This window comes from Thalassoglobus neptunius (assembly GCF_007859735.1).
Lineage (GTDB): Bacteria > Planctomycetota > Planctomycetia > Planctomycetales > Planctomycetaceae > Thalassoglobus > Thalassoglobus neptunius.
In genome coordinates this window covers 3010662-3024170 of the sequence record NZ_SIHI01000001.1, presented here as the reverse complement: position 1 = coordinate 3024170, position 13509 = coordinate 3010662, and the positions used below count along the sequence as shown (strand labels likewise).

At 51.9% G+C, this 13509-nt stretch carries 10 protein-coding genes and 1 pseudogene; 4 read left to right on the top strand and 7 right to left on the bottom strand.

The annotated features are described in order from the left end of the window. Positions 1–661: 661 nt before the first annotated feature. Positions 662–1321, bottom strand: a complete 660-nt coding sequence (locus KOR42_RS12065; protein ID WP_146509930.1) for a PH domain-containing protein — start codon at positions 1319–1321, stop codon at positions 662–664. Positions 1322–1492: 171 nt separating this feature from the next. Further along, complete coding sequence (locus tag KOR42_RS12060; protein ID WP_146509929.1) at positions 1493–1657, bottom strand: DUF1328 family protein; 165 nt, start codon at positions 1655–1657, stop codon at positions 1493–1495. 273 nt (positions 1658–1930) lie between these two features. Here KOR42_RS12060 and KOR42_RS27395 point away from each other — a divergent pair. Continuing rightward, positions 1931–2671 (top strand): annotated as a pseudogene (locus KOR42_RS27395) (exopolysaccharide biosynthesis protein). Between the two features lie 249 nt (positions 2672–2920). On the opposite strand, the gene KOR42_RS12045 reads toward KOR42_RS27395, so the two are convergent. Both KOR42_RS12045 and KOR42_RS12040 read right to left on the bottom strand, forming a co-directional pair. Further along, the gene (locus KOR42_RS12045; RefSeq protein ID WP_146509926.1) at positions 2921–3112 is read right to left on the bottom strand and encodes a YqaE/Pmp3 family membrane protein; all 192 of its coding nucleotides are present in this window, start codon (positions 3110–3112) and stop codon (positions 2921–2923) included. Between the two features lie 50 nt (positions 3113–3162). Continuing rightward, on the bottom strand, positions 3163–3852 hold the full coding sequence (locus tag KOR42_RS12040; RefSeq protein ID WP_146509925.1) for a hypothetical protein: 690 nt from the start codon (positions 3850–3852) through the stop codon (positions 3163–3165). A gap of 73 nt (positions 3853–3925) precedes the next feature. Between KOR42_RS12040 and KOR42_RS12035 the strand changes: the two genes are divergently transcribed. Continuing rightward, positions 3926–4399: a hypothetical protein gene (locus KOR42_RS12035; protein WP_146509924.1), complete on the top strand. Its 474-nt coding sequence runs from the start codon at positions 3926–3928 to the stop codon at positions 4397–4399. Positions 4400–4630: 231 nt separating this feature from the next. On the opposite strand, the gene KOR42_RS12030 is transcribed toward KOR42_RS12035, so the two are convergent. The 3 genes from KOR42_RS12030 to KOR42_RS12020 are packed head-to-tail and all read right to left on the bottom strand — an operon-like array spanning position 4631 to position 10118. Then, a complete protein-coding gene (locus tag KOR42_RS12030) occupies positions 4631–8536 on the bottom strand; it encodes a PAS domain S-box protein (RefSeq protein ID WP_146509923.1) in 3906 nt (1301 codons plus the stop codon). Beyond that, on the bottom strand, positions 8536–8730 hold the full coding sequence (locus KOR42_RS12025) for a hypothetical protein (protein WP_146509922.1): 195 nt from the start codon (positions 8728–8730) through the stop codon (positions 8536–8538). The genes KOR42_RS12030 and KOR42_RS12025 overlap by 1 nt, the downstream gene beginning before the upstream one ends. A gap of 41 nt (positions 8731–8771) precedes the next feature. Then, on the bottom strand, positions 8772–10118 hold the full coding sequence (locus tag KOR42_RS12020; protein ID WP_390620871.1) for a sigma-54-dependent transcriptional regulator: 1347 nt from the start codon (positions 10116–10118) through the stop codon (positions 8772–8774). A 646-nt stretch (positions 10119–10764) separates the two neighbouring features. On the opposite strand from KOR42_RS12020, the gene KOR42_RS12015 reads away from it, so the two are divergent. Both KOR42_RS12015 and KOR42_RS12010 read left to right on the top strand, forming a co-directional pair. Next, a complete protein-coding gene (locus tag KOR42_RS12015; protein WP_146509921.1) occupies positions 10765–10929 on the top strand; it encodes a DUF1328 domain-containing protein in 165 nt (54 codons plus the stop codon). Positions 10930–11280: 351 nt separating this feature from the next. Next, positions 11281–13485 carry a DUF1549 and DUF1553 domain-containing protein gene (locus tag KOR42_RS12010; protein WP_146509920.1) on the top strand — a complete coding sequence of 735 codons (2205 nt, stop codon included), beginning with the start codon at positions 11281–11283 and terminating at the stop codon, positions 13483–13485. Positions 13486–13509: the final 24 nt, after the last annotated feature.

Sequence of the window (13509 nt, the reverse complement as noted above, 5' to 3'; positions counted from 1 at the left end):
CACCAAATCGAGCGAAGCCATGATCTATGTGGCTTCCATTGGTCGCATGCTCCGCCGCTTAGCTCCTTCACCCAACCAAGCTCCGTTCAAATACCGACTTACAGCATGAAGAGGATTCCGGATAGGCTCTCAGACGAAAACGGTCTTTCGTACAACTTCCGTTGAAAAGCCCAGCTGTTCAAACAGCTGGGCTTTTTTTGTGTCCCCAGGCTCAATGATTCTCTGCTCCCACGTGAACGTGCTCTTTCAATGGAAGCTGATATCGCGTCTGCCTTACGGCTGCAGGTCAAAGAGAAGTCTCCTTGCCGGCTCGAACTTGCTTCGAAATCCGCGTGGCTGTCAACTCGGTGGAAGTGAGTCAGGGATCGAAGCTTGGGAAGTCAAAAGGAGTTCTGAGAGGTCGCTGGCCTTCTCGAAGATCGGACTGTGAGTAGAACTGGATGCGGGGACGACTTGACGCTGCTGAGCAAATCGACTGAAGAGTGGGGATCATCGCAGCTTCTGGAAGAGAAGATGGCCTCTGTGTCGCGCATTGCATAAAAAAATGCTCGCCGGTTTGAAACCGACGAGCATTTCTCTATCGAAACAGGAAGCTTCGCTCTGTGTAGAGAGGTTCCGCTTTCTGGTTATTCTTTAATTCGTTGTTCGTGCGCAGCTCCATTTATTGCATTCTGCGAATCAATTCCGCCATGGAGTTTGGCTGAGGGATCGCAATAGCGATAATCTCTAAATCGTCCTGTCCAGAGCTGGAGATCGCGAGATCTCCGATGCCAAGAAACCGTTCGAGGACTGTTTGGTCGACTTGCAGGTTTCGGACATCGTCATGCTGCACTTCAGAAGTCTTCTTCGAAATAATTCCGTGTCGCAGGCGAGTTCGTTTGTTGGTAATCGTCAAACTCGTCGCAAGAATCTGCACCCACCTGTAACCGGAGTATCCGGCGATGAGGAGCAGGACGACGCCTGCACCCAGTACGAAACTCCAGTTTCCATCGGCGAGACTGGTCACGATGGCAACGAGTGCAGCGCCTCCGATTGCGATCATCGTGAGCAGCTGGACTGGATGTTTTCGAAACAACGCCGGGCGCGCTGTCTCAAGAACCGTCTCATCATCCGATGGAGTTTGAATCGTATAGTCCGATTCAGTCTCGCTGTTATTCGTCTTTAAGATCGGCTGGGCGACCGGTGCCTGAGCTTCAAACGGAACGGAGCATCGAGGGCAATCGACGGTCTGACCAACAAACTCATCTGCGATGCTGATGAGAGCTTCACAGTTTGGACAGCGATAAGAAACTTCAGTCACTTCATCAGTTGGTACAGGCATCGATGACTCTCCTCAGCTTATTCGAGTGATTCAACTTGTTAAGCAGCCACTCGGAAATGTGTTTCGCTCCGAGTTTCGCCGGGTATCCTTTGCAGGTGTTGATCAGCTCTGGCGTGTTTCGTTTGTCAGTTTCGTCAGGATTGATCTCCGGTCAGTCTTTTGAATTTGCCATCAAGCAACGGGACGACGACCGAGAATCAGGCTCACAACCAACAGAATGAGAAAGACGAAGAACAGAATTTTCGCAGCTGAGATTGAGAAGCCAGCGACCGATGTAAAACCGAGCAGGCCAGCGATCAGTGCGAGAATCAGAAATGAGATTGCCCAAGATAACATGTGTCTTCTCCTGAATTGAATTTCTTGAAGTTGAAGGACGCCCGCTCGACATTGAGCGACGTCCGACTTCATGTTGATAAAGCAGTGATCGTGCCAACTCGGAGAAATTTTTTGACGGCGAGAATTCCTTGGAAAACACGTGCCTTTTCAGCGAAGAATGCAGTCTTCAAGCCTTCTTGCTGGATCAGAAGCGATCAGTTCGATAGCTGAGCATTCACATTCCGGGGCTGCGATTCACTTTTAAGCGTGCAGGAATGACGTCTCGATGATTTGATGGAGACGGATCGACGTTTTTGTCGCAATGGCTTCGGGTGGCCCGTGTTTCGCATCGCAAATCTTTCTGGACACCTGTTGATTGACTTCTACACAACCAGAGCGATGTGCTCACAATCTCATACACGGATCTATTCAATGACCGCTTCCGCCGAACAATCAAATAGCAAGAAATCAGACGCCCTGATCGATGTTGTGGACGACGCTTATGAACAAGTGGACGGCGACTCGACGAAAGTGGGTGATTTAATGGACGCAATCAGCAACCGTGGATTCGGTCCGTTGATTCTCGCTCCGTCCCTCATTTCGCTTTCACCACTTGGGGGAATCCCGGGAGTTTCCATCGTCACCGGATCGATCATTGTCCTCGTGGCGGTTCAGATGCTGTTTCGCTCGGACCATCCGTGGATTCCGAAACGGCTGGAAGAGTTCTCGGTTCCCACGGATCGAGTCAAAAAATCGATCGAGAAATACCGCCCCTGGATGACCTCGGGTAACCGGTAGGTTCACCAACGTCTCAAGATTCTGTCAGTCGGGGCGATGCATTACGTGCTCGCAACATTGATGATCCTTCTGGGGCTCTCCTACTTTCCTCTTGCTCTCGTTCCCTTCGGCGTGTTCTTTCCAGCCCTCGCGAACACGCTTCTCTCTTTGGGAATCACTGCCAGAGACGGGGCATTGATCATTGCGGGAATGTCTGTCTCGATCGCCAGCTTCGTATTTCTGCTTTGGAATGTTTGACGGCCGCTGCGATTGCGAAGACGCTCTCATTGACTGATTGACGAGTTTTTTTCCTAACGAACTCTCACGATCCGTTCGTGAAGACTCCACGAACCGGCCGCAGAACTCGTTGAAGCCTTGAGGGGAATCAACAGCCCGAGAAAGTCGATTCGTTGAGAAGTCGCTACAAAGGAAAAACGCCGCGCTCACAGAATCGTTTCGATTCCAGAAGCGCGGCGTTTGCGAATTTCGATAGTCGCTGCGACGGCCTTAGCGAGTGGCAATCACCCAGGCTGCGTGCAGGACACCCGGAAAGTATCCGAGAATCGTGAGGAGGATGTTCAACCAGAACTGGAGTCCAATTCCGACTTGCAGGAACACTCCGACAGGAGGCAGCAAGATTGAAAAGAACAACCTCACGAAATCGAAGGGGGTGAGTGTTGGTGAAGTTGAAGTTGTCATGTCAGATATCTCCTTAACTTTATTTGCTCTGAGAGACGACGAACTCGCTCTTAAAGAGCTTCGCTTTCTTCCTCCGAAATCGTCGCAATTTGAGGATAAGCCTGTTGCATCTGACGGGCTGCTTCATCGGCAGACAATCCGTACTTCTGCTGGAGTCCACCGCGCAACTGGACAATGCTTTCACAGACTTGTTCGAGTTCGAGTGGAGTGAAGTCGGGCCAGCGGCGGGCAACTTCTGCCTGGTCGATCGTTGGAATTTCTTTTTGCTCTAACATTATTTTTTCGCTCCGGTGACGGTGACGAACTCGCACTTCCTCTCTGCAGGTGGAGACCATTGATGGCTCTTTGAGAGCCGGCTTCTCACCCCAGGAGTCCTGATTTTGAATGAGTCCGGGGAAGATCACAGCTCTTGCTTCATTCGTGTGACGCAAGGTGTGATGAGTGCCACCGCAGTAATGCACTCCGCGTGCCGAATCGCAAAAAGATCGAATCGGTACCGAGGGTTTTCCGGTTTCTGTGACGGAACCCAAGAGTTGAAGGAGAGTTCCGTAATTTTGTGAGGGATCAAAGAGCACACTGGTTGTTGGCACACCAAAGTTCGCGATGCGTGGAACGCCGGATTTAGCGATTTTTCCGAGGAATCGTGCCAGCCAGCCCTCAGAGAGGGCGATCTCAGGCATCTTCAGCGTTTGGCATAGTGCTTGCTTTGAGTTCTGAATGGTTAATTTCCGACCAGACATTGGAGAAGAATCCCCAGTATTTTTTCATTCGTTTCCTATCTAAAGGATGCGCTTCACTGAAGATGGCAGACCCATGATTCAAGATTCACAGATCGACTTCAATCGAGAGCAAATCGACAGACTGAGGGACTTAATGATCCTCAACGCCCAAGTTGCCCTCATCGTAAGAGAATTGATTTCGATGGATCTTCGCGAAGAGTTGAAACCACAACTCGACGAGATCGCCAACGTTCACGAACAACATTGTCGGTTTCTTTCCAAGTTCGTTTTCTTTCAGGACTTGGAGACAGCTGCGTTGAGCGCACTACAACGCGTGTCGCAGCTTCTACGAAGAAGTCATCGGAATTTCCCTGAGCGAAACCGCCTTCAACAGACTCTGGCAGATTGGAACGCTGTTGAGTCAGAACTTGAAGCAGCCGTGCGAAAGGCTTCCGTTTCGATCGGGGGGAGATTTCAATCACTTCTCAGAACTCATCAGGAATTCGCCCGACGGAGGACTCAACTGATCGAAGAGATCCAGGGTGAGACCTCGGAAACATCGGTTTGAAGTAGAGATTTATCAAGCAGCACAAGTTCGTCCGGTTGGCTCGCGTCATCCGCTGCAAGTGAGAGACGAAGATGGTGCGCAACCGTGACCGACTGGGTCGGCTCACTTTCATGCGTCTCGACCCTGCTCCTCTTTGAGTGCGGCGATCAGTTCTTCGAGTTGTTCCGCGAGCGTTTTAATCTGGAGATCGAGACCGGAGTCATCGTTGTCTTTCGCTAATTGTTCGACCGCTTAAGCTGACTCCACAACGGGCAATGCTTCGAAGTTGGCTGCTAATCCTTTGAGGCTGTGGGCTCCCCGTCGCAGATCCGACCAGTCGTTTTCGGAGCGGGCGGTGTGAACCTCTTGCAGAAGCACAGGCGCATCTTCAAGGAAGGCTTTGATCATCTCGTCCAGAATTTCCTGATCACCTCCCATTCGTTCGAGAGCGATCGCAAGATTGAATTTCGGAACTTCACTCATCGTGCTTCTTTCAACTGGCTCCTCTGCCGGTGTTGGTACATCGAGCGGAGCCGACCTCGGATAGGATTTTTCCTGGTCACTGACAAGTCGTTCGACGAGTCGAATGAGCTTAAATGCTTGTATTGGTTTCGAAACGTACCCGGACATTCCGGCTGCAAGACATCTTCGTCGATCTTCCCGCCGGGCATGGGCTGTCATCGCGATGATCGGAATCTTCCCGAGCGGAGGATCCATTTTGCGAATCAGTCCAGTGGCTTGAAGACCATCCATCTCTGGCATCTGAACATCCATGAGAACAGCGTCTAATTTCTCCTGTTGGACAGCTTCAAGAGCCTCTCGCCCGTTTTGGACAACGGAAATGTTGTGGCCACGCCGCTCAAAAATTGCTCGAACAACTTTCTGGTTGGCGGGTGTGTCTTCTGCAACGAGAAGGTTGAGCGCGCGGGCTGCCTTGAGTGGTGCTTTCGGATCGGCAACTTTTCTTTCAGCGATTTCCCTGTTCAGAACTCCCATAATTGCATCAAACAAGTCAGAGCCTGTCACAGGTTTTTCAATGAGACTGCAAATATCGAACCGTCGTGTCAGCCGTTCGAGAAAGAGGCGATTCCTGGGCGAGACCATCAAAATGAACGGGCACATCACCCCGTATTCCCGGGCTTTGGCAATGAGATCGAGGCTCGAGGTCCCGTTCTCGGAGGAATCAATGATGGCAACCGATGGTAGATTCGCTTCGGAGATCGAGCGCCAGATCTCCTCAGTCTCATCCTGGCCCCCAGTCGCAAGCACTTCCATTCCCCAATCAGCGAGTCTTTTAGAAACGACTCGGAGGTTGGTCAGATTGTCGTCAATGATAACGGCTCGATGCCCGCTCAAGTGGGTGGTGTCAAACGACTCTTCGACAACTGAAATCACGCGGAACTGCGAGGTGAAGCGGAACGTTGTGCCTTTCCCCACCTGACTTGCCACACTGATTTCGCCTCCCATTTTTTGAATCAGTTCCCGGCAGATCGAGAGCCCCAGCCCGGACCCCGTGCGGCTGCGCGTCATCGACGAATCGACCTGAGTAAACGGTTCGAAGATTCGTTCGAGGTCTCCTTCCGGAATTCCGACACCAGTGTCTTCAACAGTGAACTCGATCACGACGGTATCGTCGTCGATCATTTTTGACGTGACCGTAACAACGATTTCCCCGTGATCTGTGAATTTGATCGCGTTTCCGGTCAGATTGACCAGCACCTGGCGAAGCCGAAACCCGTCTCCTTCGAGTCGGTCCGGGACAGATCCGTCGACATCGAAAGTCAGTTCAAGACCTTTCTGATGGGCCCGGTTGGCCAATGCTTTGACAGAGTTCTCGACCGTTTCTCGAAGGCGAAACGGCTCCGGATCGAGTTCAAATTTCCCTGCTTCCATTCGAGAAAAATCGAGCAAGTCATCGAGAATCAGAAGCAGCGTTTCCGCGGAATCTTTGGCTGTACCGAGATAGTCTCGAAGCGCCTGCGGCAAGGGTTCTTCGAGAACAATCCGAAGCATTCCGAGCACCGCATTCATTGGCGTTCTCAGTTCATGACTGATATTGGCAACGAATTCTGACTTTGTTTTGTTGGCGACCTCAGCTGCGTGGCGTGCTTCTTCAAGTTCTGTTTCTCGGCGCTTACGCGAAGAAATATCTCGTTCGATCGAAGCTGTCCCGATCAGTCGACCTTCCGAATCGAGAATTCCGGATTCCGTAATCCCGACTTCAATCTGATTTCCGTTCCGATCGATTCGCGTCACTTCGAACGTACTGACATTCCAGTCCTGTTCGCTGACGTCAACGGGTTTCGGCATTTGATCATCTTCCGCACAAAGAAGTGCGGTATAGTTTTGGCCGATCACTTCGTCGGACTCGTACCCGTAGAGTTGTGAGGCTCCCTGATTCCAACTCTTGATCGTTCCATCGAGAGCTTTTCCGATAATCGCATCCGCAGATGACTCGACAATCGCTGCCAGTTCCGCACGCGTCCGCTCTGCGATAATTCGGTCGGTGGCGTCTTCGAACACCACGACGGCTCCCACGACATTCGATCCACGCCTGACTGGGGACGCCCAATACTCGACAGGAAAAGAGGTGCCATCCTTGCGCCAGAAAACTTCGTTATTGACGTGAACGCTCTTCCCGTACATCAACGTCTGATTGATCGGACACAGGTCCTGCGGATAGTTGCCGCCATCCTCGTAGGAATGATGGACGAGCTTGTGCATCTTTTCGCCCAGCAACTCTTCAGCAGATTCAAATCCCAACACACGCGCGCAGGCTCGATTCGCAAACGTGCAACGTCCGTCGGGATCGATTCCGTAAATGGCTTCTCCGGAAGCTTCCATGAGAAGTCGCAACTTCTCTTCACGATCGTATAACTCGCGAATCGTCCGCTTGAGAGGGGTAATGTCTCGTTCAATCGTGGCAGAACCGATCAATCGACCCTGAGAATCTCGAACAGGTGAAATCGACAGAGAGATGTCGAGAAGACTGCCGTTCTTATGTTTTCGAACAGTCTCAAACGAAGCCAATCGCCGCCCCGACTGCACCACATCCCGAATCTCTTCTTCTTCCTCAAGCGTGCCTTCAGGCAAGATCAACTGGACGGTTTTTCCGATGGCTTCTCGCTCAGTGTATCCGTAAACCCGTTCTGCCCCATGGTTCCAACTCACGATCGTTCCGAAACGATCCTTCCCGATAATCGCATCGTTGGAGGATTCCACGATCGCTGCCAGATAGGACTTTAATTCCTGCCAACGTCTTCGTTCCAACAGTTCCTGAAGCGGTTTGAGTTCGTTGCGAACAGACGAAATCAAACGGGAATCTTCGGCGATCTCTTCCCAGTGATAGAACTGAACGTATGCAGCTAGATGGCCATCCGCAATGACTGGCAGAGTCAGAACCGTCCTCATCGGAGGAGACTCGATCTCGGAGAATGGAAACTGCTTCTCCGCAGCTTCTTGACTGCTCCAGACTGGCTTCCGACCGCTGTGGCTCCCTAAAGGAACATGTTCCGCAGACTTGATTCCGTGTGAATCGAATCGCTCCTGCAAATCGGGATCGGGGCTATACCAGACACATGCTTCGGGAAGCAGTCGTCCCAGCGTATCGAGAATCAATCCCACACCGACTGGCCAGTCAATCAATTTGATGATCGACTTCAGGCAATCTTGAAACACACCCTCGATGGCCCGCGAATCTTCTTCCGACATCGCGGTGAAAATCACATCTCCTGACGTGAGGAAATCCGGAGTCTTCTTCGAATCCGCAGAACTTTCCCCAGTCGGTCTGTCGCTTGGATACAATCGATCGCGAACGGTGCCGACAAAGAGTTCCGTCTCTCCGACGTTGACTGGAACGACGGTCAACTCGACATCGATGATCCGCTGATCTTTTGTGAGTGCTTTCAGATGGGAACGACGGTTGATCACCGGCCCGATCCCAAATTCGTTATAGGTTTTGAGCCCGACCCAATGGGCCTGTCGATCGGTCTTGGGAATAATCAACTCGGCCATTTTGCGGCCGACCGCTTCCTCTTTGCTCCATCCGAACATTGCCTGAGCCTGACCGGACCATTCACAAACGGATCCGTTGCGGTCCACAACAATAATGGCATCAAGCGATTGCTCTAAGAATGGCTGGAGCCAATCCTGCCGCATTACTCATTTCCAACTGGTGCGTTCATCCACGAGATGACCTGAACATGTTGTCGATCACTGGACTCACTCAATGGTTCCGTCTGATGTTGTCCTTCAAGCACTCGAAAGTGCCCGAGAAGACTCAATCGACAGTGCTGCTGAAGTGATCCGAGAACCTGCCGACGAGCGGTTCCCTGATGCTTCCATTCAGTCAAAACGGTTTCCGAGTGACGTCAACTTCCGAACTTCAGGGAGATCAAGACGAGCTGTCGTCGTCTGTTTCCATGGTGACGTTCTTTGAGACGTTAATTCCGAAATTTGCGATCCGATCTCGAATTTTACCGCGTGTAATCCCAAGAATTTCGGCTGCGCGAGACTGATTTCCACCGGTTTCCTGCAAAACGCGTGTCATCAGATACCGCTCCATCATCTCCAGCGACTCAGCATAGAGATTCGTCGAACCACTCTTGAGTCGTCGGCTGACAAACTCTTCCAGATCAACACTTGGATCTCCTTTTTCGTTCGTCTTCGCCACGGGTTCGCCCCCGCGTACAAACGAAGGAAGAAACGCCGGTGCAATCACGGTGCCGGTTGAGTTCAGAACTGCCTGACGAATCACCGAACGCAGTTCTCGGATGTTCCCCGGCCAGGAATAATCCAACAGGTGTTGCAGGGCATCCGCAGAGATTCCCTCGATTGTCGAAAAACCGAGTTCCTGAATCGCTTCGGTCAGAAAATGTCGTAAGAGCAGTTTGACGTCATCTCCGCGATCCCGCAGAGGCGGCAAATGAATCGTGACTCCATTGAGTCGATAGAGCAAATCGGACCGGAACTCGCCTTCTTCGACCATTTTTTCGAGGTCGCGGTTCGTGGCTGCCACGATCCTGACATTTGTCTGAAGAATTTCATTTCCCCCGACTCGTTCGAACCGTTGTTCTTGAAGCAGCCGCAAGACCTTGGCTTGAACGACTGGAGCCATGTCGCCGATTTCATCGAGAAAGATTGTTCCGCCGTCGCACTGCTCGAATTTTCCAATTCGTCGCTTATCAGCGCCGGTAAACGCTCCTTTCTCATGACCAAACAGTTCGCTCTCCAGAAGCGAATCCGGAAGTGCAGCGCAATTGACCTCCACAAAAGGGCGGTTCGATCGATCGCTGTGCTGGAAGATGGCACGGGCGACCAGTTCTTTCCCGGTTCCACTTTCACCTGTCACCAGAATCGGCACATTCTGGCTGGAAACGCGGCCGATTGCTTTGAACACGTCGAGCATTTGAGGGCTGCGTCCGATCATCAGATCGCGGCTCTGCGACGTTTCTTCGGAAACTCCTAAAGCAACGGGAACGCTCATCAACTGACGAGTGCGGGATGCCTGATCGACGAGTTCTTCAAGCTCCGGGAGATTCAGTGGCTTCGCAATGTAATCGTAAGCCCCCATTTGCATCGCTTCGATGGCTGTCTCGCTGTCCGCTTCGCCCGTCATAAAAATGACCGGAACATGCGGGTCGATTGCTTGAAGGTCACGGAAGACGCTCAGCCCTGATCCTTCTCTGAGGACCAGGTCCAGCAAGACGACATCGGGCTCGTACTCTTTGACAAGAGAGATCCCTTCCTCACCTGTATTGGCAAAAATCAGACTGTGACCAGCTTTTCCAATCCTCGCTGAATCAGAATCAAAACCGATCGGTCGTCGTCAATCGCTGCAATCCGGGCCATGAAACTCAGCCTTCAGTACGTGATTTTTTCCGATGGGATCTTACCAAGACTGTTGTCAGGTCGCAGTCCACTCGACTGAAATCCTCATCATGTTTCGTGCGGCTGATCGATTTCAATGAAGAATCAAATTCCACAAATTTGCATCGATCGAGTTGTCAGCCCCGTTTCAAATGATCGCGAATCGCTCATCGCGGCGGGCGGTCCACCATTCGCCGTCGTCCATGCGATCATCTCACCGACAACACAAAAAACCGCAGACGAATTTCGCTCGTCGGTGCTTCCGTCTAACCGTTGAAACAGTAACAGTTTTCAACTTGCGGGCCAATTCGTTGACGGGGTTCCTTTGCGAATCGGCATCTCTCAGTGGCACGCCGAATGCATTACCGGGAAACCAAGCGTATCGAAAACAAATATCTTGGGGACGCAAACAACAGCCCGAAAAATTCGGACTCAAAATCGTCTTCGCTCAGTCATCCACGACGAATGAGCGAACGATCAAAACGCCCCCATCACCACCTCAGTTGAAAGGAATATCGATGTTAAGTTGGGCAATTACATTTCTGATTATCGCACTGATCTCTGGTTTGCTTGGATTTGGAGTCGTCGGTGGAGTCGCCTACACCGCTGCGAAGATTTGCTTCTTCGTCTTCCTCATCCTGTTCGTCGTCGCCCTGGTGAGTGGTCGCCGCACGACCGTCTAACTCGACGAACAGATGTCACCGTGTCCGGTGTTCTCGTCTCGTTGATGCTGGGAACGAGGACTCCCGCCCCGACATGAGGACGACGAGGACAAAGCGAAGCCAGTCCACACAGACCAGCTTCCACTCGAACAGGACCGCTCGGATGATTCCGGGCGGTCCTTGTTTCGTTTCATGAGCACCCACTTCTCAGAAGCCCTCACTTCGGCGGACATGATCGTTTCAACTGATTCAGTTCACCCACCGATCTCTCTCATTCTGCTAGCTTTTGGGTGCATTGGCTCAAACAAATTGGTAAACTTCGATTGAAGCTTCCTGCCCACCTTTACTTCCCCACCAAACACGCCAGCTTCAATGCCCACCCATACACACCACCATTTCCGAATGGTTCTTGGAGCCTGTTGCTTCCTGCTGATGTCTCAGCATGTCTGCAACGCTCAAACACCATCGGTCGATTTTCAGAATGATGTCCAACCCATTCTGACACGCTTTGGATGTACATCGGGTCCCTGTCACGGGAAAGCTCGCGGTCAGGGAGGATTCCAACTCTCGCTCCTCGGGTTCGATTCCGATTTCGACTACGACGCCATCACCAAAGATGGACGCGGTCGACGAGTCTTCCCCGCTGCTCCTGACGAGAGTCTTCTTCTCCTCAAACCGACAGGACAGGTTCCCCACGGAGGAGGAAAACGACTCGCGGTTGATCAACCCGAGTACGACACCTTGAAGACATGGATTCAAGAGGGAATGCCGCGTCGTCTTCCCGATGCTCCAACACTCATCAACATCACGGCAAACCCCAACGCCCTGGTCATGAAGAATGACGAGACTCACTCGTTAACTGTGACCGCACATTTTGACGATGGATCCTCACGCGACGTCACGCGATTGGCAGCGTTTCAGTCGAATGAAGCTCCGATTGCATCTGTCGACGAGACTGGAATGATCGAAGCAGGATCGATTACCGGCACCGCAGCGATTATGGCACGGTATCAAGGTCAGATCACCGTTTGCGACATCACCATTCCTCGCCCTGAACCAGTCGCGAGCGAAGTCTTTGACGCACTCCCACGGTTTAACTTCATTGATGACCATATTTGGACCAAGCTGCAAAAACTCAATATCACTCCTTCTGAAATCTGTTCCGATCACGTTTATCTGAGACGAGTCACAACCGATCTTTGCGGCCGGGTTCCGAGCCCGGATGAAGTCCAGCAGTTTCTGGATGACCCTTCACCAGACAAGCGTCAGGAAGTCGTCGAGCGACTCATTCAGGAACCCGACTTCGCGGACCACTGGGCGAACAAGTGGATGGACCTTCTGCGACCGAATCCCTACCGCGTGGGAATCAAAGCCGTCTTCAACTACGACCGATGGATCCGTGAGCGATTTCATCAACGTATGCCATGGGATCAACTGACTCGAGAGTTAATCGCAGCTCGCGGAAGCACATTCCGGAATGGAGCAGTCACGCTCTATCGAGATCGAAGAAGCCCCGACGAAGTCGCAACACTTGTGAGCCAACTCTTTCTCGGTGTGCGTCTTGAATGTGCAAAGTGCCATCATCATCCCTTTGAAAAATGGGGACAGGATGACTTTTACAGCTTCGCAGCTTTCTTCGCCAAAGTGGGCAGAAAAGGTCGCGGAGTCTCTCCTCCAATCTCGGGAAGCGAAGAGTTTATCTTCGCAAACAAATCCGGTTCCGTGAAACACCCGATCACCGGTGAAGTGCTTCCCCCGCGATCGCTTTGGGGGAACGTAACAGTTCCCGAGGACAGCGATGATCCAAGAGAAGTCCTCGCAGAATGGATGACCTCACCCGAAAACGAACTCTTTGCACAAGTCTTCGCCAATCGCGTCTGGGCTGATTTAATGGGACGCGGACTTGTCGAACCGGTCGATGACTTCCGAGCGACGAACCCTGCTTCGAATCAAGCTCTGTTAACAGCACTGGGCGAACACTTTCGTGACAGCGGTTATTCACTTGAAGAACTTGTCCGTGCAATCACTTCATCTGCAGCGTATCAATTAAGCTCAATTCCGAACGAACAAAACGTCGAGGATACTCGAAACTATTCAAGGCATTATCGTCACCTCTTGAGGGCCGAAGTGCTGCACGACGCTTATACAACGATTACCGGAATTCCCGCAGACTTCGAATGTATGCCTCCCGATTCCTCAGCAAAACAACTGTGGACACACCGCATTGGCTCTCTCTTTCTCGACACATTCGGTCGCCCGGACCCCAACCAGGATCCTCCCTGCGAACGAACCTCCGATTCCACAGTTGTCCAGGCACTACATTTGATGAACTCGGAACAGTTGCATGCACAGCTCGTCCACAAAAACGGGACCGCTGCTCAACTCGCAGAATCGGAATCATCGCCGCAAGAAATCGCCATTCAGATGTATCGCACCGTCTATGGACGAAATCCCACCGAGGCCGAATCCGAACTGGTCGTCCAACTCATCGAGCAAGCCCCGGAAGAACGACGGACGGTCATCGAGGACATTATGTGGACGATGTTGAACACTCCTGAGTTTGTCATTCAGAACTAGTTCTGTTTCGACAACGTCTTAAAG

Bases quoted from the DNA above. Each gene is read 5' to 3' on its own strand.
- KOR42_RS12030 (WP_146509923.1), bottom strand. From the start codon at position 8,536: ATGCGGCAGGATTGGCTCCAGCCATTCTTAGAGCAATCGCTTGATGCC.
- KOR42_RS12015 (WP_146509921.1), top strand. From the start codon at position 10,765: ATGTTAAGTTGGGCAATTACATTTCTGATTATCGCACTGATCTCTGGT.
- KOR42_RS12065 (WP_146509930.1), bottom strand. From the start codon at position 1,321: ATGCCTGTACCAACTGATGAAGTGACTGAAGTTTCTTATCGCTGTCCA.
- KOR42_RS12010 (WP_146509920.1), top strand. From the start codon at position 11,281: ATGCCCACCCATACACACCACCATTTCCGAATGGTTCTTGGAGCCTGT.
- KOR42_RS12040 (WP_146509925.1), bottom strand. From the start codon at position 3,852: ATGTCTGGTCGGAAATTAACCATTCAGAACTCAAAGCAAGCACTATGC.
- KOR42_RS12045 (WP_146509926.1), bottom strand. From the start codon at position 3,112: ATGACAACTTCAACTTCACCAACACTCACCCCCTTCGATTTCGTGAGG.
- KOR42_RS12060 (WP_146509929.1), bottom strand. From the start codon at position 1,657: ATGTTATCTTGGGCAATCTCATTTCTGATTCTCGCACTGATCGCTGGC.
- KOR42_RS12035 (WP_146509924.1), top strand. From the start codon at position 3,926: ATGATTCAAGATTCACAGATCGACTTCAATCGAGAGCAAATCGACAGA.